18 protein-coding genes are annotated in these 20,729 nt (G+C 59.6%); 8 read left to right on the forward strand and 10 right to left on the reverse strand.

Annotated features, from left to right (window positions below):
- Window positions 1-164 precede the first annotated feature (164 nt).
- The 4 genes from NUV55_RS02575 to NUV55_RS02590 form a co-directional block, all read right to left on the reverse strand.
- Window positions 165-836: a hypothetical protein gene (locus tag NUV55_RS02575; RefSeq protein ID WP_296670120.1), complete on the reverse strand. Its 672-nt coding sequence runs from the start codon at window positions 834-836 to the stop codon at window positions 165-167.
- Window positions 837-880: 44 nt separating this feature from the next.
- Window positions 881-2,956: an adenosylcobalamin-dependent ribonucleoside-diphosphate reductase gene (locus NUV55_RS02580; RefSeq protein ID WP_296670122.1), complete on the reverse strand. Its 2,076-nt coding sequence runs from the start codon at window positions 2,954-2,956 to the stop codon at window positions 881-883.
- A gap of 422 nt (window positions 2,957-3,378) precedes the next feature.
- The gene (locus NUV55_RS02585) at window positions 3,379-4,953 is read right to left on the reverse strand and encodes a bifunctional aminoglycoside phosphotransferase/ATP-binding protein (RefSeq protein WP_296670123.1); all 1,575 of its coding nucleotides are present in this window, start codon (window positions 4,951-4,953) and stop codon (window positions 3,379-3,381) included.
- Between the two features lie 136 nt (window positions 4,954-5,089).
- Window positions 5,090-6,022 (reverse strand): carbohydrate kinase family protein, encoded by a 933-nt coding sequence (locus tag NUV55_RS02590; RefSeq protein ID WP_296670125.1) that lies wholly within the window; start codon window positions 6,020-6,022, stop codon window positions 5,090-5,092.
- Between the two features lie 184 nt (window positions 6,023-6,206).
- On the opposite strand from NUV55_RS02590, the gene NUV55_RS02595 reads away from it, so the two are divergent.
- From NUV55_RS02595 to NUV55_RS02615, 5 genes are read left to right on the forward strand one after another with little or no spacing between them, the layout of a single operon-like run.
- On the forward strand, window positions 6,207-6,818 hold the full coding sequence (locus NUV55_RS02595; protein ID WP_296670126.1) for a TetR/AcrR family transcriptional regulator: 612 nt from the start codon (window positions 6,207-6,209) through the stop codon (window positions 6,816-6,818).
- A 57-nt stretch (window positions 6,819-6,875) separates the two neighbouring features.
- Window positions 6,876-9,203, forward strand: a complete 2,328-nt coding sequence (locus NUV55_RS02600; protein ID WP_296670128.1) for an MMPL family transporter — start codon at window positions 6,876-6,878, stop codon at window positions 9,201-9,203.
- On the forward strand, window positions 9,200-9,979 hold the full coding sequence (locus NUV55_RS02605) for an outer membrane lipoprotein-sorting protein (protein ID WP_296670129.1): 780 nt from the start codon (window positions 9,200-9,202) through the stop codon (window positions 9,977-9,979). The genes NUV55_RS02600 and NUV55_RS02605 overlap by 4 nt, the downstream gene beginning before the upstream one ends.
- Before the next feature lie 8 nt (window positions 9,980-9,987).
- A complete protein-coding gene (locus NUV55_RS02610; protein ID WP_296670131.1) occupies window positions 9,988-11,193 on the forward strand; it encodes a hypothetical protein in 1,206 nt (401 codons plus the stop codon).
- 42 nt (window positions 11,194-11,235) lie between these two features.
- The gene (locus NUV55_RS02615) at window positions 11,236-11,841 is read left to right on the forward strand and encodes a glutathione S-transferase family protein (RefSeq protein WP_296670134.1); all 606 of its coding nucleotides are present in this window, start codon (window positions 11,236-11,238) and stop codon (window positions 11,839-11,841) included.
- A gap of 19 nt (window positions 11,842-11,860) precedes the next feature.
- Here NUV55_RS02615 and NUV55_RS02620 read toward each other — a convergent pair whose 3' ends face one another.
- Both NUV55_RS02620 and NUV55_RS02625 read right to left on the reverse strand, forming a co-directional pair.
- A complete protein-coding gene (locus NUV55_RS02620) occupies window positions 11,861-12,568 on the reverse strand; it encodes a TVP38/TMEM64 family protein (protein WP_296670135.1) in 708 nt (235 codons plus the stop codon).
- Between the two features lie 113 nt (window positions 12,569-12,681).
- Window positions 12,682-12,963, reverse strand: coding sequence for a hypothetical protein (locus NUV55_RS02625; protein WP_296670137.1), 282 nt, complete (start codon window positions 12,961-12,963; stop codon window positions 12,682-12,684).
- A gap of 123 nt (window positions 12,964-13,086) precedes the next feature.
- On the opposite strand from NUV55_RS02625, the gene NUV55_RS02630 reads away from it, so the two are divergent.
- A complete protein-coding gene (locus NUV55_RS02630) occupies window positions 13,087-14,490 on the forward strand; it encodes a serine/threonine-protein kinase (RefSeq protein WP_296670138.1) in 1,404 nt (467 codons plus the stop codon).
- A gap of 25 nt (window positions 14,491-14,515) precedes the next feature.
- Here the strand turns inward: NUV55_RS02630 and NUV55_RS02635 are convergent, their stop codons facing one another.
- Window positions 14,516-15,793 carry a diguanylate cyclase gene (locus NUV55_RS02635; RefSeq protein WP_296670141.1) on the reverse strand — a complete coding sequence of 426 codons (1,278 nt, stop codon included), beginning with the start codon at window positions 15,791-15,793 and terminating at the stop codon, window positions 14,516-14,518.
- 255 nt (window positions 15,794-16,048) lie between these two features.
- On the opposite strand from NUV55_RS02635, the gene NUV55_RS02640 reads away from it, so the two are divergent.
- Window positions 16,049-16,246 (forward strand): hypothetical protein, encoded by a 198-nt coding sequence (locus NUV55_RS02640; RefSeq protein ID WP_296670143.1) that lies wholly within the window; start codon window positions 16,049-16,051, stop codon window positions 16,244-16,246.
- 232 nt (window positions 16,247-16,478) lie between these two features.
- A complete protein-coding gene (locus NUV55_RS02645) occupies window positions 16,479-16,877 on the forward strand; it encodes a YkgJ family cysteine cluster protein (RefSeq protein WP_296670144.1) in 399 nt (132 codons plus the stop codon).
- Between the two features lie 60 nt (window positions 16,878-16,937).
- On the opposite strand, the gene NUV55_RS02650 is transcribed toward NUV55_RS02645, so the two are convergent.
- The 3 genes from NUV55_RS02650 to NUV55_RS02660 all read right to left on the reverse strand — a co-directional run bounded on the left by NUV55_RS02650 (window position 16,938) and on the right by NUV55_RS02660 (window position 20,633).
- Window positions 16,938-17,648, reverse strand: coding sequence for a ParA family protein (locus NUV55_RS02650; RefSeq protein ID WP_296670146.1), 711 nt, complete (start codon window positions 17,646-17,648; stop codon window positions 16,938-16,940).
- A 209-nt stretch (window positions 17,649-17,857) separates the two neighbouring features.
- Window positions 17,858-18,058 carry a cbb3-type cytochrome oxidase assembly protein CcoS gene (gene ccoS, locus NUV55_RS02655; RefSeq protein ID WP_296670148.1) on the reverse strand — a complete coding sequence of 67 codons (201 nt, stop codon included), beginning with the start codon at window positions 18,056-18,058 and terminating at the stop codon, window positions 17,858-17,860.
- Between the two features lie 4 nt (window positions 18,059-18,062).
- The gene (locus NUV55_RS02660) at window positions 18,063-20,633 is read right to left on the reverse strand and encodes a heavy metal translocating P-type ATPase (protein WP_296670149.1); all 2,571 of its coding nucleotides are present in this window, start codon (window positions 20,631-20,633) and stop codon (window positions 18,063-18,065) included.
- Between the last annotated feature and the right edge of the window lie 96 nt (window positions 20,634-20,729).

Genomic DNA, 20,729 nt, shown 5'->3' on the forward strand with positions numbered 1-20,729 from the left:
TGGTGTTCGCCTTCTATCGCAGCGTCCCGCTATCCGGGCAGTGACATCCGTGTACAAAAAGTTCACTTCATGTCTAGCACATCGTCCTGATGTGTCAAGACATTAAAGCAACGTAAAAAAAAATGCAAACGATTTGTCCGGAATATTTTGCGCGCGTCGTGACGTCATCCGCACTTCGAGTCGCCGCAGTTGAGACAAGTCATGCATCCATCCAACTTAATGACGGCCTTGGTTGTGCACTTGATGCAGAGTTGTGCGTCGGACGGGAAACTGCCGGGTTCATCAGTGGCAGTTTCCGTTGCGCCGGCGCGTTTTTTCAGCTCGGCGCGCTTTTCGGCGATCAGTTGCTGGCGCGCTTCATCCGGCTCCTCGGTCTGAATGAGACCGATCATCTTCATGTGACGCTCGATGACGTCACCCAGGTCGGCGACGAGTGAGGGGGTGTATTTGCCCTTCTTGAAGTAGCCACCACGCGGGTCGAATACCGAGTGCAGTTCTTCCACCAGGAAGGTGACGTCCCCCCCCTTGCGGAACACGGCAGAGATGACCCGGGTCAGGGCCACCACCCACTGGAAGTGCTCCATGCTCTTGGAGTTGATGAAGATCTCGAAAGGGCGGCGCTTCTCGTGGGGCGTGTCCAGATTGAGCACGATGTCATTGATGGTGACGTACAGGGCGTGCTCCGTGAGGGGGGTCTTGATCTTGTAGGTGGAGCCGACCAGCACTTCGGGCCGTTCGAGCTTCTCGTGCATGTGCACGACATTGCTCTCGGCGCGCTTGGGCTCCTCCTTGACGACTTCATACCCGGTGATCTTTTCGTTGATCTTGATGCTCATGACTGCTCCTTCTTCTGCCGTTATTGCTATCAATTGTTCCGTGTTCAGAACCGGCCGTAATAGCCCTCCTTGAGGGCGTCATACAGGTTGGCGGCGTTATGGGTCTCGCCGTCGTATTCGATCTCCTCGTTGCCCTTGACCTCGATGACCTCACCGCTCTCCAGCTGGAAGCGGTAGGTGGTGTTCTCGAGATCCTTGTCCTTCACCAGCACGCCCTGGAACGCCTGCGGGTTGAAGCGGAAGGTGGTGCAACCCTTCAGGCCCTTCTCGTAGGCGTACAGGTAGATGTCCTTGAACTCCTCGTAGGGGTGGTCGGTCGGGACGTTTGCCGTCTTGGAAATAGAAGAGTCCACCCATTTTTGCGCCGCCGCCTGCACATCCACGTGCTCCCTCGGCTTGACGTGATCCGCGGTGATGAAATAGTCCGGCAGTTGATGCATGCCGTCCGTGGCATCCGGGTCGGCAGCGGGATTCACCAGGGTGCGGTAGGCGAGCAGTTCGTAGGAGAACACCTCGACCTTTTCCTTGCTCTTCTTGCCTTCGCGCAGGACATTGCGGCTGTACTTGTGGGCGAAGGACGGCTCGATGCCATTGCTGGCATTGTTGGCCAGCGACAGCGAGATGGTTCCGGTGGGCGCGATCGAGCTGTGGTGCGTGAAGCGCGCGCCCTTCTCGGCGATGCGTTCGGTCAGCGTCGTGTCGAACTGTTGCATGTAGCGGCTGTAGCGGGCGAGCAGTACCTTGCCCTTGACCATGTCACCGACCTTGTAGCCACCGCGGCACATCTCCGGGCGCTTCACCAGCATCTCCTCGGTGACGGCAAACTCGTCCTCCATGATCGGGGCCGGGCCCTTTTCCTCCGCCAGCGCGATACCCATCTCCCAACCGACTTCGGCCATCTCGCGCGCTACACGCTCGGTGAACTCGAGCGACTCGGGCGAGCCGTATTTCATGCGCAACAGGGTGAGCGTAGACCCGAGGCCCAGGAAGCCCATGCCATGACGGCGCTTGTGGTGGATTTCGTGGCGCTGCTGTGCCAGCGGCAGGCCGTTGATTTCGACCACGTTGTCGAGCATGCGGGTGAATACCGCCACCACTTCGCGATAACGCTCCCAGTTGAAGTGGGCAGTGTCGGTAAAGGGTTCTTCCACGAACTTGGTCAGGTTCACCGAGCCCAGCAGGCAGGAGCCGTATTGCGGCAGGGGCTGTTCGCCACACGGGTTGGTGGCGCGAATGTTCTCGCAGAACCAGTTGTTGTTCATTTCGTTGATCTTGTCGATCAGGATGAACCCGGGCTCGGCGTAGTCGTAGGTCGAGGCCATGATCAGGTCCCACAGGCGCCGTGCCGGCAGGGTTTTGTAGATGCGGCAGGCCACCTGGCCGAGGTTATTGGTGATGTAGCCCTCGGTCACCGGCCAGTAGCGCCATACGATGCGCGCATCCGGATCTTCGTATTCGTGGCGGCTGACGGGGAAGACCAGGTCCCAGGAGCCATTGGTTTTCACCGCCTGCATGAATTCGTCGGTGATCAGGCAGGAAAGGTTGAACTGGCGCAACCGCCCGTCTTCGCGCTTGGCCTTGATGAAGTCCATGATGTCCGGGTGGGCGATGTCGAAGGTGCCCATCTGCGCCCCGCGCCGCCCGCCGGCGGACGAGACGGTGAAACACATGGCATCGAAGATATCCATAAAAGAGAGGGGGCCGGAGGTATAAGCCCCGGCCCCGCTCACAAACGCCCCTTTGGGGCGGAGGGTAGAGAACTCGTAACCGATACCGCAGCCGGCTTTCAGGGTCAGGCCGGCCTCGTGGACGGAAGACAGGATGCCGTCCATGGAGTCCGGGACCGCCCGGGAAACCGTGCAATTAATGGTGCTGGTGGCGGGTTTATGCTCAAGGGCGCCGGCGTTGGAAATGATGCGCCCGGCCGGGGTCGCTCCGTTCTGAAGGGCCCAGAAGAACCTTTCGAACCATTCCTCGCGTTTTTCCGTGGTTTCCTCGACGTTGGCCAGCGCCCGGGCCACGCGGGCATAGGTTCCGGCGATATCCTGATCAAGGACCTCGCCAGTCTTGCTTTTCAGGCGGTATTTCTTGTCCCAGATATCGAGGGAAGCGGATTGCATGGGGATTTCCGTCCTTAGGTCCGCAGACGCGCCTTCTCCTATGGCAGGACGAACGAGCGAAGCGAGTAGGGCTTCCGATTCGGCGCGCTCCTCGATGACAACCGGGTTTTCTGTTTGTAATTGGACGACCTTCATTGATTCCTGTCCTCCGGAGTCCGTCTGTGAAGCACTTGCCGTGCAATTTATAGTGAAAATCTAGCTATTGGGTCTGTAACCTTGACCAACCACAACATGTTGTAGTTTTAGTCTCATAAGGTAGCCGGTGTCAAGCTTGCAAATTTTTTATGGCACGGTGCGGAGAACTCGGCAGACGTTACCTTATATATGTTCAGACAAACCGCCGGTGAGCGGGGCTACAAGGCTTATGTAAACCGGGAGCACTCCCGTCGGTTAACCAGAAAAGGCGGCATCGACACGCTCGGTCACGCCGAAGTGAATCGTGCCTGCAGCTGACGCTCCAGCTTCGCGATGATGATGGGTTTGGCGCCATCGATGGTCAAGGCGTGGCCCTGTTCATCGTCCGATAGCGGTTCCCGGGTGGCCAACTGGTGTTGGAGCACCGCCAATCCCGCTTCAGAAGCCTCATTCATTTGCTGCCGGCGTTGATGCAGGCGCGCATGTAGAGCGTTTTCCGGCGTCTGTAAATCCAGAATAACAAAGGGAGCGTGTTCCTGGTCCGCCACGGCACGCAGTTGATCGCGTTGCACGCGCCGGAGAAAGGCGGCGTCGACGATCACTGTGTGGCCGGCACGTAAAATCATGGTCGCCAGTTTCGCCAGGCGCGCGTAGGTGTGTTGGCTGGCATCAGATGAATAGATCCCGCTGTCGATACCGGAACCGCTGCGCTCGCTCGGTGCGAGCCCGTGCAGGCGCTTGCGTTCGATGTCGCTGCGCACGCGAATGGCGTCGAGTGATTCCAGCAATTGTTGCGACAACCAGGTTTTGCCACTCCCGGACAGACCATGGGTGATGATGAGCGCCGCCGGAGGAGGTTGCGTGTAGCGTTCGGCGAGATGGGCGTAGCTCCGGTATTCCTCACGCGCCTGTTTTTTATTTTCATCGCTCAGGCCGTTCTGGCCGAGACGAATGCAGGCGACCTTGGCGCGCACCAGCGCGCGATAGACCTGATAGAAGCGGAACACGGAGAGACCGGCGTAATCGCCGGACTGCTCGAAATAGACATTGAGCGTGCGCCGCGCGAGATCGGAGCGTCCACGATCGTCGAGGTCCATGACAAGGAAGGCCAGCTCACTCATGACATCGATCCAGCGCAGGTTGTCGCTGAATTCGAGGCAGTCGAAAAGAGTCACGCGATCATCAAGCCACACCATGTTGGCCAGATGCGCATCGCCATGGCATTCTCGAACAAAGCCATCGTGTTTGCGGTTTTCAAAAATTTTCCGGAGTTCACCGAAACTCATGGCGCTCCAGATTTCCAGGCGTCGCAACTGTGTCTGGTCGTGCGGTTCAAGGCGCGTGCGGATCTGGGTGAAATTCTGTGTCACCGGTTCCAGCACATGTTCCGGATTGCCGAAGGGTTGATCGGCGCTGGCGATGGCAATCCGTTTATGAAATTCGGCCAGCTCCTGCGCCAGCCGGTCGACATGCTCCGGAAACAATTCACCGCGCGCCAGCATCCGGTCGAGTCGCGCCGCTTCGGGAAACTGGACCATCTTGACCGCGTATTCGATGGCCTTACCCGTGGCCCCCAGCACGGGAGCGGAGGACGAGCCGGTAATGGAAACGACCTCGAGATAGAGTGAAGGCGCCAGGCGCCGGTTCAGGCGCAATTCTTCTTCACAGAAAAAACGGCGTTTTTCCAGGGTGCTGAAGTCGAGGAAACCGAGATTGAGCGGTTTTTTGATTTTGTAGGCGTAAGTGCCGGTCAGGAAAACCCAGGAAATATGGGTTTCGACCAGCTCGATCTTCTGCACCGGATGCCCGTAACAGGTGGGGCGGTGCAGTGCCTGGATCAGGGGTGGCAGTCTGGTGTCCACCGGGGCCGCTCCTTCCTAAAAAAGACAAAGCAACCACAGATAAACGCAGATCAGTAATTACATATTTCTGCTTTACCTGCGTTCATCACCAATATAAATCCGCGTTAATCTGCGGATAAAAGTCTTATAACAAGTTTTACAGACTATACCCGAAACTTTCCTTGAAACGGGAGGTGAACTGGTCGCGGGTCAGAAAGTGGTTCTGGGTGCCGTGGCGTTCAATCTTGATGGCGCCCATTAGGGCGGCGATGCGGCCGGTAACTTCCCAGTCCATGTTGTTCTGCAATCCGTAGAGCAGGCCGGCGCGGTAGGCGTCACCGCAGCCGGTCGGGTCGTTCACCGCAGTTGTTTTGGCAGCTGGAATTTCGATAACTTTTCCGTCGGTGTAGATGCAGGAACCGCGTGCGCCGAGCGTGACGATAATACCTTTCACGTAACCGGCGAGCTGGGTCAGGGATTTTTCTGTGCGCTGCTGCATCAGCTCGGCCTCGTAGTCGTTGAGCGTGACCCATGTCGCCTGCTCGAGAAAGCTCAGCAGGTCATTGCCATCGAACAGCGGCATACCCTGTCCCGGATCGAAGATGAAGGGGATATCCGCCTCGGCGAATTCGCGCGCATGCTGAATCATGCCCTCGCGGCCATCGGGCGAGACGATTCCGATTTTGACATCTTTGGCATCGGTCACGCGGGTTTCATGCGAGCGGTTCATGGCGCCGGGATGAAATGCGGTGATCTGGTTGTCGTCCATGTCGGTGGTGATGAAGGCCTGCGCGGTGTAGGTGTCATTACAAATCTTGATGTGACGGCGGCTGACGCCGTGCTTGTCCATCCATTCGGCGTACGGGCCGAAATCCTTTCCCACCGTACCCATCGGCAGGGGGGTGCCACCGAGCATCTTCAAGCTGTAGGCGATGTTGCCGGCGCAGCCGCCGAACTCGCGGCGCATTTCCGGCACCTGGAACGAGACGTTCAGGATATGCACCTTGTCGGGCAGGATGTGATTCTTGAATTTATCCTGGAACACCATGATGGTGTCGTAGGCGAACGAACCGCAGATCAAGGCTGACATGGTGGTGCTTGTATTATCGAAATGATTGGAGCCGCGAGTATAACCGTATCCGCCCGGCTTTTTACCTGCCGATCCGGGCGTGCTTCAGCTCGTCAAGAAGATTGCCCGCTGCTCCAGGGCAGAGGCCCATGCTTGACGCCTGCATGCGACTTGGATATAAACATACCAACCGGTAGGTATATAAATGACGGTCCCCGAGACCCTGACGCCCACCAAACAAAAGCTCCTGGATTCGGCTGTGCAGCTGATGCTGGCCAAGGGCTTCCCCGCGACCACGCTCGACGAGATCTGCACGGCGGCCGGCGTTACCAAGGGGAGTTTTTTCCACTATTTTTCCGACAAGGAAGAAATCGGCGCGGCCGTGCTGGACCACTTCGTGGCCGGACGGATGCAGGCCGTTCAAGGGGCGGCATTTCACAAGCTTTCGGATCCGCTCAAGCGTGTCTACGGCTACATCGACTTCATGGTCAAGATGTCACGCGACTCCTCCGCGATGCCGTCCTGCCTGCTCGGTAATTTCGCGCAGGACCTGTCCGACACGCATCCCCGGTTGCTTGCCCAATGTGGACGGCATTTCAACCAATGGGCGCAGATGATGAAGCGCGACCTTGACCAGGCCAAGGCCCAATATGCGCCGAAGGCGGCGTTCGACACCCTCAGTCTTGCCGACCATTGCATTACGGTGCTTGAGGGCGCCCTGATTCTGGCCAAAGCCAGAGACGACCGGAAGGTGATTGAAAGGCAATTGCGGCACCTGAAAAGCTACCTGCAAAACCTGTTCGAAAACGATCGTTGAAGCAGAGGTCATCGGTCGGAAAATGGAAACCGGCAATAACACCAACAAGGCGCAATCATGAGTAAAAATACCGGGAATCTGTGGTCGCGGGTCGGATCGTTTAATGGCGCTTATTATCATGCCATTCTTCGCTGGCGCTGGTGGATCATTGCCGCCTCGGTGGTGACGGTCATTGCCGCCGGCAGCGGCATGCGGTTTCTCGGGTTCAGCGACAACTACCGCGTATTTTTCAGCCCCGAAAACCCTCAGCTGCAGGCGTTCGAGGCGTTGCAGAATGTCTATACCAAAAGCGACAACATCCTGCTGGTGGTGGCGCCGAAGAACGGCCGGGTGTTCACGCGTGAAACCCTGACGACCGTCAAGTGGTTGACGCAAGAGGCCTGGAAACTTCCCTACTCGAGCCGCGTGGACTCGATCACGAACTTCCAGCACACCACGGCGCGCGGCGATGACCTGGTGGTGCGCGATCTGGTGCCGGAGCCTGGCTCGCTGAGCGACGCCGATCTGGCCCGCATCCAGGACATCGCCTTGAACGAACCGCTGCTGCGCAACCGCCTCATCCCGCCCAAGGCGCATGTCACCGGCGTCAACGTCACCGTGGTCTTGCCCGAGAAAAGCCTGAACGAAACCCCCGAGGTTATGGCGCAGGCCCGGGCGCTGGCGGCCGCGGCCAAGGCGCGCGACCCGAATGTCGAGGTCTACCTCACCGGTGTGGTGCCCATGAACAATGCCTTCGCCGAGGAGTCCTTGCGCGACATGACGACGCTGGTGCCAATCATGTACGCGGTGGTGCTCGCGATCATCTTTGTTTCGGTGCGTTCGGTGAGCGGGACTGTCGGTGCCCTGCTGGTGATCCTGTTTTCCATCGTCACGGCCCTGGGCCTGACCGGATGGCTCGGAATCCGCCTCACGCCGCCCACGGCCTCGTCGCCAACGGTGATCCTGACGCTCGCCATCGCCCACAGCATCCATATTCTGTTGACCATGTTTCACTCCATGCGCCAGGGACGCGATAAACACGCCGCGATCGTCGAGAGCCTGCGCATCAACTGGCAGCCGGTGTTTCTCACCAGCTTCACCACGGTGATCGGTTTCCTGTCGATGAACTTCAGCGAGGTGCCGCCGTTCCGCGACCTCGGCAATATCGTGGCCATCGGTGTCACCGCCGCGTGGGTGTATTCGGTGCTGTTTCTGCCGGCGTTCATGGCGGTGGCGCCGGTGCGGCTCAAGCCCGCGCGCGAACGGGCGTGGCGCTCGATGGAGCGTTTCGGCGAGTTCGTGATCCGCCGCCGGCGCGCGTTGCTCTGGGGTTCGGCGCTGGTGACGGCCGGGCTGGTGGCGTTCATCCCGCGCAACGATTTTAACGACGAGTTCGTGAAGTATTTCGACCAATCGGTGGAGTTCCGCCGCCATACCGATTTCGTCCAGGACAATCTTTCCGGCAGTTACCAGGTCCATTACTCGCTGGCGGCGGGTGCCAGCGGCGGCATCAGCGATCCGGCCTATCTCAAGAAGCTGGAGGAGTTCGCCGCGTGGTATCGAGCGCAGCCGAATGTCGTCCACGTCAACGCCCTCACCGACACCATGAAGCGCTTGAACAAGAACCTGCACGGCGACGATCCGGCGTGGTACCGCCTGCCCGATTCGCGCGCGCTCAGCGCCCAGTATCTGTTGCTCTACGAGTTGTCGCTGCCCTTCGGGTTGGATCTCAACGACCAGATCAACGTGGACAAGTCCGCCACGCGCGTGGTGGTGACGCTAAACAACGTATCGACCAAGAAGTTACTGGCCTTGGAGGCCAGCGCCGAGCAATGGTTGCATGACAACGCCCCACCGGCGATGTTCGCCACCGGGACCGGTCCGGCGCTGATGTTCTCGCACATCAGCGCGCGCAACATCCGCAGCATGATCGGCGGCAACCTCCTGGCGCTGGTGCTGGTCTCGGGGGTGATCATGCTCGCGATCCGCAGCCTGCGGGTGGGGCTGATCAGCCTGTTGCCCAACCTGGTGCCGGCGGGCATGGCCTTTGGCCTGTGGGGGCTGCTCGTGGGCCAGGTGGGGATGGCGCTGTCGGTGGTGACGGCGCTGACCTTCGGCATCGTGGTGGACGACACCATTCATTTTCTGAGCAAATACCTGCATGCGCGCCGCGACAAGGGGCTCGACCCGCACGCCGCGGTGCGCTACGCCTTTGCCACCGTCGGCATGGCGCTCGCGGTCACCTCGCTGATCCTGGTCGCGGGATTCCTGGTGCTGACGTTCTCGGCGTTCAAGCTCAACGCCGACATGGGCACGATGTGCGCGCTCACCATCGCGCTCGCGCTCGCCGCCGACTATTTGATGTTGCCACCGCTGCTGATGAAACTGGAGGAAGGTAAAAAATGAAAAACTGGATTCTGTTCGGATTGCTGCTGCTCACCGTTCCGGTTCTGCACGCCGAGACCCCGGAAGAGAAAGGGCTCGCGATCGCGCGCGAAGCCGACCGGCGCGACGCAGGATTCGGCGATTTAACCGCGCACATGGAGATGATCCTGCGCAATCGCCAGGGTGAGGAAAGCGTGCGCCGTTTGCGCATCTCGACCCTCGAGGTCAAGGGCGACGGTGACAAGGGTCTGAGCGTCTTCGACGAGCCGGCGGACGTCAAAGGCACGGCGCTGCTGACCTTCACCCACAAGGTGGGCGAGGACGACCAGTGGCTGTTTCTGCCGGCGTTGAAGCGCGTCAAACGCATCGCCTCGGCCAACAAGTCCGGCCCCTTCATGGGCAGCGAGTTCGCCTATGAGGATGTGGCCTCGCAGGAAGTCGAGAAGTACTCGTACAAATACCTGCGTGACGAAACCCATGAAGGCAAACCGTGTTTCGTGATCGAGCGCACTCCGGTGGACAAACACTCCGGCTATACCCGCCAGCAGGTCTGGATCGACCAGGCCGAGTATCGCCCGTGGAAGATAGATTTTTACGACCGCAAGGACAGCCTGCTCAAGACGCTGGTATGGCGTGGTTACCGGCAGTATCTCGGCAAGTACTGGCGCGCCGACGAGATGTTCATGCAGAACCACCAGAACGGCAAGAGCACGCTGCTCAAGTGGCGTGACTACAAATTCCGCGCCGGACTGAAGGACGCCGATTTCAACGAATCCAGCCTGAAGCGCGCGCGCTGAGACCGGTCATGAGACTGTGCGGAACCACCTGGCGGCTTGGCATCGTTACCGGGTTGCTGGCGGTGGCGATTCCGGCCGCGGCGGCCGGCGAGTGGTCCGGTTTCGTGAGCGTGGAGCATCAGGGATTTATCCAGCCACCGCTGTATGCCGGCCAGCACCGCTCGTATTTTTCGGTGGCGGCGCAGCCCGAGTATTACCACCGGATAGAGGGAACGAAAGACAGCTTTAGCTTCGTGCCATTCGCGCGCGTTGATCAATACGACCCGGAACGCAGCCATGTCGACATCCGTGAACTCACCTGGCTCAAGGTTGGTGAGGATTATGAATGGCGCATGGGCATCCGCAAGGTGTTCTGGGGCGTCACCGAATCGCAGCACCTGGTGGACATCGTCAATCAGACCGACCTGGTGGAAAACATCGATACCGAAGACAAGCTCGGTCAGCCCATGATCAATCTGGCACTTATCCGTGATTGGGGCACGCTCAATGCTTTCGTTCTGCCGGGTTTTCGCGAACGGACTTTCCCCGGCGTGGAGGGCCGTCTGCGCGCCAACCCGCGCGTGGACACCGATCAGGCCAGCTATGAGTCCGCCCGTGGACGGCAGCATGTTGACTACGCCCTGCGCTGGTCGAAATCAATCTCCGGCTGGGATATCGGGCTGTCGCAGTTTTACGGCACCAGCCGCGAGCCGCGTTTGTTGCCGGGGCTGGACGGCAATGGGTTGCCGGTGCTCGTCCCCCGTTACGATCTGATTCATCAAACCGGTCTGGATGTACAGCTTACCGAGGGCAGTTGGTTGTGGAAGCTGGAGGCGATCCGACGCAGCGGACAGGGCCCGACCTACAGTGCCGCGACTGGCGGGCTGGAGTACACCTCCACAGGTGTTTTTGGCACGGCCATGGATCTCGGCGTCATTGCGGAATATCTCTACGACGATCGCGGTTCAGCGGCGCCGTCACCGTTCCAGGACGACGTCATGACGGGCCTGCGGCTGGCCGTCAACGACGCGCAAAGCAGCGAAGTGCTGATCGGGGTCATCAACGATCGTCGCAGCGCCGCGCGCTTTTTCAATCTCGAGGCCAGCCGGCGCATCGGGGGACATTACAAGCTGAGTTTCGAGGGACGTGCCTTTGCCGGCGCGCCTGCCAGCGATCCGACTTTTTTCTGGCGTCGCGACGATTACCTGCAACTGGGATTAGCGCGGTATTTCTAGTACCAACACCTATACATATTGTCATCACTCAAGGAGAACATCATGAAACTCTACGGTCATCCCTTTTCTAATGCGGCACGTCGGGTGCAAATGCTGTGTGAAGAATGCAGCATCCCCTACACCTACCAGGTCGTGAATCTGATGGAAGGCGAGCAGTACAAACCGGAATTCCTGGCGCTGAATCCGAACGGCAAGGTGCCGGTCATTGACGATGATGGTTTCGTCGTGTGGGAATCGCAGGCGATCATGCGTTACCTCGCCGACAAGCACAAAGCCAAAACGTGGTATCCGGTCGATCCCCGGGCGCGCGCCCACGTCGATGCGTGGCTGGACTGGAACCAGACGCGTCTTGGGCCGGAGGCGGCCAAGATCATGTTTAACACCCATTTCGCCGGTGACAAGGGCAACCCGGCGGCGATTGAGGACGCCAAGAAATGGCTGCTAAAAATCCTGCCGATGATGGACGGGGAGCTGAAGCAGCGCAAATATCTCTGCGGCGATCAGCCGACGGTCGCGGACATCGCGGCGGCGACCAACCTTGCCTATCTGGAGATGTGCCAATATGACCTGGGCACTTACCCAGCGGTGACAAAATGGTTTGGCGGCATGAAGGCACGTCCAAGCTTCACCAAAACCATCCCGAAATGATGTAACCGTCCGCCGCTGTTTATTCCGGGTCGCGATCCTTGTGCAGGGCGCCGGATATCCGGCGCAACGCGCGCTCGAGCCGATCGTGGTAGATCATCGCGAACAGAACGATCAGCAGGCTCACGCCGATGACGGTGAAGAGCGCGGCGTAATGCGCGTCACGGAAGTAGGTTCCGCCCATGGTCAGCAGCACGGTGCCGAGCAGCCGGCCGAAGGCCGAGACCAGCAGGAAATCGCGCTGCTGCATGTGGCCCAGGCCGAGCACGTAGCAAAGGATGTCCTTGGGAAAACCGGGAATCAGAAACAGCAGGAACGCCAGCAGCAGGCCCTTGTGTTTCATCACGTAGTCGTAGCGATCGATGGTCTCGCGGCTGGCGAGCCGTTCCACGATCGGACGCCCCAGCCACCGCGCCAGCATGAAAGCGATCCACGAGCCCAGGGTCAACCCGATGGTGGAATACACCACACCCCACCATGGCCCGAACAGAATGCCGCCCACAAAACCGGTGACCTCGCCGGGCAGCGGCGCGGCGACGACCTGCACGATTTGCATACCGATGAAAATGGTGGCGGCGTGCCGGGGATTTTCCTTGATGAACTGGAGCAGGTGGTTTTTGCTCGACAGCAGATCGATCATACCCGTGGCGTAAAGCACGTAGGCTATGCCGGCGATGATCGCGCCCGCCAGCAAAATCAGGAGTATCGTTTTTCTATCTGGTTTAAGCATGCGAGCAGCGCCAACGGCGAAAGATGAACCCGTTTTAATTCATTATGCTGATTTAAGTGAGCGGGATAAGGCCATCCTAGCATCCGTGGCCTTGTACCCCCAAAGGCGGGGTTTTACAGCGTCAGCCGCCGGTAAATGTCCGAGACTTTCAGGGGCAGTTTGCGCACGTCGTCCACCAGTGTCCAGTTCACCGCGCCGTACATGTGCGCCAGGTAATCGCGGGCGGATTCATCAGTCGTGATGCAGAAGGGATGGATGCCGGCGCGCTGTCGGGTGGTCCCGGGACGGATACCTGCAACGGTGGCAGCGGCACCGACACCACCGATGGGAGTTGTGAGACGGTGACGAGTATTCCCTGAAGACGATTGGAGAAGTACTGGGTAAAACTCAGGCAAAAAGCCCGCTTTCGCGGGCTTTTTGCTGTCTGGCACCGGGTGGTTGGCAGGGGCATATCGCCGTGCCTTGCCTATACTTGTCAGGTAAACGCCGGCACTTCTGCGCCGCCCGAAAATACAGGCATGCAATCGTCCGAAATAAAAACCCAGATTCTTTCGCACTCGCCCGAGATGGCGCCCGCCACGGCGCAGAATATTGCCGAGGCATTAGCGGCGCGCTACGAAATCCTGGATCCTCTTGGTGAAGGCGGGATGGGCATGGTTTACAGGGTGCGGGATCGCGAGACCACCGAGATCCTGGCGCTTAAGCTGTTGCGCCCCGAAATCGCGCGCGACCCGGCGATGATGGATCGCTTCAAGAACGAAATACGCCTCGCGCATCGCATTACACACAAGAATGTCTGCCGCATTTACGATTTCAACCGCGTCGACGATCTGGCTTTCTTCACCATGGAATACGTGGATGGCGAAAGTCTGCGCGCCTACCTCAAGCGCGCGGGCAAACTGACGCCGGAGCGTGTCATCGATCTGACACGTCAGATCACCGCTGGCCTGAGTGAGGCGCATGCGCAGGGCGTGATACACCGCGATCTCAAACCGGAGAATGTCATGCTCGGCCGGGATGGTCTGGTGAAGCTGCTCGATTTCGGAATTGCCCGCGCCATTGAAAGTGATGTCGTCGCGGCGCGCACTATCATGGGTACGCCAGAATACATGGCCCCCGAGCAGTCGCAGGGCAAGGCGATCGATCAGCGTGCGGACCTGTATGCCTTGGGGCTCATTCTCTACGAATGCCTGACGGGCCGACGTGCATTTTCCGGCGCCACCCCGGTGGAAATCGCGCTCAAGCAACTCAAGGAGAAGCCCCTGCCGCCGAGGAAATTTTTATCCTCCGTGCCGCCAATTCTTGAAGCGGCCGTCATGCGCTGCCTGGAGAAGGAGCCAGCGCGCCGATTTGCCAGTGCCTCTGAGCTCCAGCGCGCACTGGTTCAACCCGGCACCCTTTCGCAACAAGCGCCGCGTATGCGCATGACCGCTGTGTTTGTGATTGTCGGAATGCTGGCGGTGCTGGGAACTTACAGAATGGTGAATCGGCAAGACCAGCCAGCCGCGTCGTCTCAGGTGCAAGAGGCTTCGGCCAACCTGCCGGATCGCCAACAGATACCGGAAGAGCTGGTCAAACTGTTCGAGGCGGCAAAACAGGGTGACGCCGCTGCACAGGAGCGAATTGGACGTTTATATCTTGAGGGGCCGGCGCGCGACCGCGACGAACGCAAGGCGTTTTTCTGGACCCGTCGCGCCGCGCTCAGCGGCGACGGCAATGCGCAATACACGCTGGGACAGATGTACGAAAGCGGCCGCGGTGCACCGCATAATCTGGTCGGCGCCGTTGTCTGGTACCAGATTGCTTTGCGATCGGGCAATGAATCGTCGCGCGCGTCTTACGAGCGCCTGAAAGAGCAGCTTTCCAGCGACGAAATGGCCGAGGCGGAGCAGCAGCTGCACAGGCTGCGACGGGATCGCTGACACCGGGCAGGGGGAAGCACTTTAGCTAGAGACTGCGGACGAGGTTGCGTCCTTCGTGTTTGGCGGTGTAAAGCGCCTGGTCGGCGGCCTGGATGAGGGCGGCGGCGGTGTCACCGTGTCCGGGGAAAATGGCAAGACCGATGCTGACCGTAACGTGGACCATGTCGCCCTGGGGTGTGGTGGTGATGGAATCCTCCACTGTCGCGCGTATGCGTTCTGCGACGATGCGCACCCCTTCTTCCTCCGTTTCGGGAAGGATCACGGCCAGTTCTTCGCCGCCGTAGCGGCAGACCGCATCCACCGGCCGGACGTTCAGCTGAATCAGGTCAGCCACGGTAATCAGTACCTCGTCGCCCGCCTGGTGACCATAACGATCGTTGACGTTCTTGAAATGGTCGATGTCGAGCATCATGACGGAGAGCGGCCGGCGGTAACGGCGGGCGCGCTGAACTTCCTCTTGCAGCCGCTTCTCAAGTTCCCGGCGGTTATAGAGCCCGGTCAGGCCGTCGCGAACGGATAACTCCTCCAGTTTTTGCCGGTGCGCCAGCAGTCGCTCGGCCATGGTGTTGAATTCCATCGCGAGGTGGCCGATCTCGTCATGGTTATTGAGCGTTAATCGATAGGAAAGGTCTTCATTCGCGAAATGCGCCACGCCTTTCTCGAATTCACGCAAGGGCATCAGGACGGATCGCGCCAGCCACACAGCGCCAACAACGGCGATCAGCAGGCCAATTCCGACCGCGGCAGAAATGATCAACAAAAAGCGTTTTTCCGATGCATTGATGTCGGCGCGTAGCATGTTGATCTCGGTGTAGTAGGTGTCGTACATCCGGTCCAGCGTGAACATGATCTGGTTCACGCGCTGGTCCAGTTGGTACAGCGCTGCCCTGGAGGCGTCCGATGAAAAGATGACGTTGGCCAGCACCACGCTGTCTTTCCATTCGCGCCGGACATTGGCCAGCAGGGACTGTTCCTGTGCCCCGAAAAAGGGCTTCTCCAGCATCTCCGCGACGACAGCCTCCACGCCCTGCGCCTCGGATTCGAACTGGGTTCTCAGGGCGTAGCGCGGCGTTAACACATGGTCCTTGACCAGGACGTAAGATTTACGAATCTGGTTTTGCAGGCGTGAGGTCGTCTGAAGCTTGTAAACCGGTTGCTCGACGATCCGGTTCAGGGTGTTGGCCGCGTGTCCCAGAAAAATACTCGAACCGACCGCCACCACGACCAGGGGAATAAAAACGATTCCCATCGCGAGCAGAAACCGGCTTCGCAAGGACAGGCTGGTGAAGAAGAAAGGTTTCATCAGAGGCGGTCCCTCGCCGCGTTCGGCAATCCTGAGGCAGAATTCGTCTTGATGTCGTTAATTTAAAGTATAGTCCGGCACTCAGTTTTTCACGGTTAACCGCGGGAATATGCGCGTAACCGCCTGTTATGGATTGTTAAAGAGTGCGGTGGGTAACCTGCTTCATGTCATTGATAGAAGAGGGCGGCGGGAGTATTTGTAAAAAGGTCGAGGCACAAGCCTGCATGTTTTGTTATCCACCGTAAGGAGCATGTCATGCGCATATCGACGACTGATCCCATCTCCGGCGCCGATGTCAAAAATACCGAGAAGAGCCCGCTCGTTCTCGAAGGAAAAAGCGAAAATGCGCTCAAAATTTATTTTGAGAACGAGGAGAATAAAGAAGTGAGGATTGCTTGCAGTGACCACGATGGTGCAGTCGGTAAGACACCCGCGAATCTGGCTGATTTCTGAAGTATCCCAATCTCCCCTGCCTTGTCTGATTTCCGGTCCCGACCGGCCTGTCAGGCTTTGTTGTCGCATCGTGGTTATGGCATGCTGCGGACTCTTTTGCGCTCAGCGTCGATTACCAAGGCATGATGGAATTCTGGCAACACTTGCAAGATTGGTGGGGGACCACACTGTTCACGATGGGGGATACCCCGGTCAGCACGGACGGCCTGTTCCGCGCCGTCATCGATCCTGCATGAGCGAACCCGGTGGTCTCAAGCGCCGCTTTGCCTGTACCGGCTGCGGCGAATGCTGCACCGGCCGCGGCAGTTATGTCATCGAAGTCAGCCGCGCCGAGCAGCGCCGCATACAGCGCTTCCTCGGCATCACGTGGTCCTGGCTGCGGCGCCGCTACGTATTCCGTTTCGATGACGAAACCGAGAGTGTTCGCATGCATCCCAATGGAGACTGCGTATTTCTCGATGATGACCGGCGTTGCCGCATTTATTCCGTCCGACCAAAACAATGCCGTACCTATCCGTTCTGGCCGGAGCTCGCGACTCGTAAGGCATGGCAAGAAGAAACACGGCGTTGCGAAGGCATCGGGAGTGGCCCGGTTATTTCGCTGGTGCGGTTTCAGCCGGGGCGGAAATAAGCTGATTGATGGCAGGTTTGTAGCATTCCCGGCGCTGGCCGCGTCCGAGCACGAAGATGATCAGCCTGGATCTGGCATGCTGCGCTTGCTGTCCAGCCACTTGAGTAGCGGCTCCCACTGTTCGATGTCGCGCGCCACCTGGGAGCGCGATAGATCGAAAATCCCCAACCCGCGCGCATCGGCCACCAGATAATTCTGGCTCTCGCGCAGGGTGGCAATAAACGGAATTCGGAGACGCGTGAGAAAGCGCTCGAGATTGTGATAGATCTGGGTGTTGAGCGTGGAGTAATTGATGCTCATGCGGCTCAGCACGCTCTCCATGCCGTTCTGGATCGAGCTGTTCTCGCGCACGCGGTTGGCGACCACCGCCAGGCGCGTTTCATCCCGCACGATTTTTCCCACCAGCAGCGCCTCGTGAATGAAATGTGCGGCGGCGCGGATGTCGGTCGGCGAGGGCAACACCGGGATGATCACCGTCTGCGCGCGCCGCACCAGCGCTGTCAGATCGGGGCCGTGTGCGCCGGCGGGTACGTCCATGATGACGTAATCGGTGGAGCGTGGCACGCGCACTGTATCGCGCCACGCCGCGATGCCGCGAATCGGCGGGCGGTCCTGCGGGCGCGCTTCGAGCCACTCCATGCTCGATCCTTGCCGGTCGAAATCCGCGATCACCACGGATTTCCCCTGCGAGGCGTAGTAGCTGGCGAGATTGGTCGCGAGTGTGCTTTTCCCGCAGCCGCCTTTGGCGTTGAGCAGCATGATTTTGCGCATGATCTTTCCTTAGGAGTGGCACACGTGTGTCGGGAGGGAATAGCAGGCCGGGACGGTCAGGTAACCGTTGTGAACATATCGGAACGCAAGTCGCGCGCTTTGTGAGTTGTGTTTTTTTGCGCTCATGGCCATCTCGGCTGGTGGGCGACTGTAAGTTTATTCCAGCACGCCGGAAACCTCTACCGGTTTGCCGGGATCCGGGCCGGGCTTCAGTGTGGGTGCGGCGGCTTCTTTCGGCCGGGCTTGCTGTCCTGCGAGGGACGGGGTTTATCGTCCTCATCCATGAGTATCCGGTGTGCCGGTCCTTCCAGGTCATCGAACTGCCCGGAGCGAATCGACCACAAAAAGGCCCACACAATCACCCCGGCCAGGATCACGGCGAGTGGCACCAGCAGATAGAGGATTTCCATGGGTCTATCCCGCGGCCATCACCGTGGTTGAAGCTAACTTTGAGGCGCGCGGGCGGGTAAGACGCAAGGCGTTGGCCACCACCAGCAGCGAACTGGCCGACATACCCAGTGCCGCCATCCACGGGCTGAGATAACCGGCGGCGGCAACCGGCAAGGCGATCAGGTTGTAGGCCACGGCCCAGACCAGGTTCTGGCGAATAATGCCAAGGGTTCGGCGTGAAACGGCCAACCCGTCGGCCAGGTGCGACAGTTTCTGCGACAGCAGAATCATGTCGGCACTGGCGGCGGCCACGGCGGTGCCGCCGCCCATGGCGATGGAAACCTGGGCGGCCGCCAGCACCGGGGCGTCGTTCACGCCATCGCCGATCATGGCGGCCACGGCGCCTTGTTGTTGCAGTGTTTTGATACATTCGAGTTTGTCCGCCGGTTTCAGATCCCACGCCAGTTCGTTAATGCCGAGTGCTCCGGCGACCCGGCGCGCGGCCATTTCATGATCGCCGGTGAGCAGCATGGTGGATTTTCCCTGGCGGTGCAATTCGTCTATTAGCTCGCGCGCACCAGGGCGCACTTCGTCGCTGAGGACGAAGGCGGCGTGCAATTTATCCGTGCCGGCGAGCAGCACCACGGTATCGCCCGCGCTTCTCAGTTGCCCGAGCATCCCGGTCTCCACGATGTGTTTGGTTTGTTCCTCGATGTAGGACGGCGTGCCGAGAAAATACTTCTGGTTGTTGACGAGGCCGCATAGCCCGGCGCCCGGCGTGTTGATGACTTCGCTGGCTGTTGGCGCAGATTGTTGGCAGGCCTCGATCAGTGCGCGCGCGATGGGATGTTCGGAGTGGCGCTCCAGGGCGCTGGCAATGCCGAGACTCTGGTTTGCCGTCAGCGATGAAATTGTCCGCGTTTCCAGCAGGTGCAACCTTCCGCGCGTCAGCGTGCCGGTCTTGTCGAATATGAAATGGGTAGCGTGCGCCAGGGTCTCGAGCGCGTGCCCGCGCGTTACCAGCAGGCCCAAGCGTGTGAGCTGTCCGGTCGCGGCCGTGATGGCGGCGGGTGTGGCCAGCGACAGGGCGCAAGGGCAGGTGACCACCAGCACGGCGATGGTGGCAGGGAGCCACAGCGCCGCGTCATGTGTCCACCAGTAGAACGCTACGAAAGCTGCCAGCAATAATACCGCCGCCACGAAACCGGCGGCGATGCGGTCGGCCAGTTGCGCGAGGCGCGGTTTTTCAGAGCTGGCGCGGTCCAGCAGCCGCAGGATGGAAGACAGTATGGTGTCGGGTCCGGTCTTTTCGACACGCGCCGTGAGCGGACTTTCGATGTTGAGGGTGCCGCCAATCAGAGGTTGCCCCGGCCCTTTAGTCACCGGCAGGTTCTCGCCTGTGAGCAGAGATTCATCCACGGTGGAGCGGCCCTCCAGCACCACGCTGTCCGCCGGAATGGATTCGCCGGGGCGGATGCGCACCCGATCGCCGGTTTGCAATTCCGCCACCGCCACCGTTTCGGCCATATAAATAGATTCCCTCGGCTCGCCCCCTTCTCCCTCTGGGAGAAGGGATGAGGGGGAGGGGTTAGCGACTTCCGTGATACGCGTGGCCATGGCCGGTGTCGCCCGCACCAATGTCTCTGAGGCCTCGCTGGCGCGCTTGTGTGCCGCCAGTTCGAAATAGCGCGCGGTCAACAGGAAGAACGCGAACATGCACACCGAGTCGTAGTAAACCGTGCCTTCACCGGTGACGGTGGTCCACAGACTGGCCAGGAAGGCCGCGCCGATGCCGAGCGATACTGGTACATCCATGCCGGTACGGAAATGTTTCAGGTCGCGCCATGCCGAGCGGAAGAAGGGTTGTGCGGAATAAAGCAGAACGGGCAGTGTCAGCAGCAGGCTGACCCAGTAGAAGAAGCGCCGGTATTCGATTTCCACCCCCGACCAGTCGCCGACATACAGTGCGACCGAGAGCGTCATGACCTGCATTCCGAAAACGCCGGCTACGCCTACACGCCGCAGCAGTTGGCGGCGGTCGTTTTCGAGTTGCTGCTGGTAACGCCCCGGATCGAACGGGTGCGCGAGGTAACCGATGCGGCTGACGGCTTGCAGTATATCGCTCAGATGTATGTGGCGCTCGTCCCAGCGCACACGTGCGCGATGCGTGGCGTAATTGATGTGCGCTGACAAGACGCCGGGCACATGCGCGAGATGGCGTTCATTGAGCCACACGCAGGCGGGGCAGGTGATGCCCTCGAGGATCAGCGCCGCTTCGCGCACGTGCTCGCCGTCGGCGCGGACGAAACTTTTCTGTATCTCGGGATGATCGTAGAGCGTGGTTTGGCGCAAAAATTCTGGCATGATTTCGCGTGCCGTTGGCGCCTCCGCAGTGCGGTATTTGTAATAGTCGCTCAAGCCGCCATTGACGATCGCCTGTGTCACGGCCTCGCAGCCATGGCAGCACATCGGACGCGCCGCTCCCTCGATGTCCACGGTCAAATCAATGCCCCGCGGCACTGGCAGCCCGCAATGAAAACACACGGCTGTGGCGACGTGTATTGCGGGAGGCGACTGCGTGACAATGGTGGACATGGATGGGCGATGAAATCCCTGATGCGCAGGGTCATTCTATATGATTCACGCCATCAAGCGATGCTTGTGCTTTTGAGGGCGCAATAATTGGGCGCC

It is taken from the genome of Sulfuricaulis sp. (assembly GCF_024653915.1).
Taxonomy (GTDB): domain Bacteria; phylum Pseudomonadota; class Gammaproteobacteria; order Acidiferrobacterales; family Sulfurifustaceae; genus Sulfuricaulis.

Excerpts from the sequence above, each read along its gene's own strand:
- NUV55_RS02660 (WP_296670149.1), bottom strand. The coding sequence starts at position 20,633 with ATGTCCACCATTGTCACGCAGTCGCCTCCCGCAATACACGTCGCCACA.
- NUV55_RS02600 (WP_296670128.1), top strand. The coding sequence starts at position 6,876 with ATGAGTAAAAATACCGGGAATCTGTGGTCGCGGGTCGGATCGTTTAAT.
- NUV55_RS02630 (WP_296670138.1), top strand. The coding sequence starts at position 13,087 with ATGCAATCGTCCGAAATAAAAACCCAGATTCTTTCGCACTCGCCCGAG.
- NUV55_RS02580 (WP_296670122.1), bottom strand. The coding sequence starts at position 2,956 with ATGCAATCCGCTTCCCTCGATATCTGGGACAAGAAATACCGCCTGAAA.
- NUV55_RS02605 (WP_296670129.1), top strand. The coding sequence starts at position 9,200 with ATGAAAAACTGGATTCTGTTCGGATTGCTGCTGCTCACCGTTCCGGTT.
- NUV55_RS02575 (WP_296670120.1), bottom strand. The coding sequence starts at position 836 with ATGAGCATCAAGATCAACGAAAAGATCACCGGGTATGAAGTCGTCAAG.
- NUV55_RS02645 (WP_296670144.1), top strand. The coding sequence starts at position 16,479 with ATGAGCGAACCCGGTGGTCTCAAGCGCCGCTTTGCCTGTACCGGCTGC.
- NUV55_RS02650 (WP_296670146.1), bottom strand. The coding sequence starts at position 17,648 with ATGCGCAAAATCATGCTGCTCAACGCCAAAGGCGGCTGCGGGAAAAGC.
- NUV55_RS02620 (WP_296670135.1), bottom strand. The coding sequence starts at position 12,568 with ATGCTTAAACCAGATAGAAAAACGATACTCCTGATTTTGCTGGCGGGC.
- NUV55_RS02595 (WP_296670126.1), top strand. The coding sequence starts at position 6,207 with ATGACGGTCCCCGAGACCCTGACGCCCACCAAACAAAAGCTCCTGGAT.
- ccoS (WP_296670148.1), bottom strand. The coding sequence starts at position 18,058 with ATGGAAATCCTCTATCTGCTGGTGCCACTCGCCGTGATCCTGGCCGGG.
- NUV55_RS02610 (WP_296670131.1), top strand. The coding sequence starts at position 9,988 with ATGAGACTGTGCGGAACCACCTGGCGGCTTGGCATCGTTACCGGGTTG.
- NUV55_RS02635 (WP_296670141.1), bottom strand. The coding sequence starts at position 15,793 with ATGAAACCTTTCTTCTTCACCAGCCTGTCCTTGCGAAGCCGGTTTCTG.
- NUV55_RS02590 (WP_296670125.1), bottom strand. The coding sequence starts at position 6,022 with ATGTCAGCCTTGATCTGCGGTTCGTTCGCCTACGACACCATCATGGTG.
- NUV55_RS02615 (WP_296670134.1), top strand. The coding sequence starts at position 11,236 with ATGAAACTCTACGGTCATCCCTTTTCTAATGCGGCACGTCGGGTGCAA.
- NUV55_RS02640 (WP_296670143.1), top strand. The coding sequence starts at position 16,049 with ATGCGCATATCGACGACTGATCCCATCTCCGGCGCCGATGTCAAAAAT.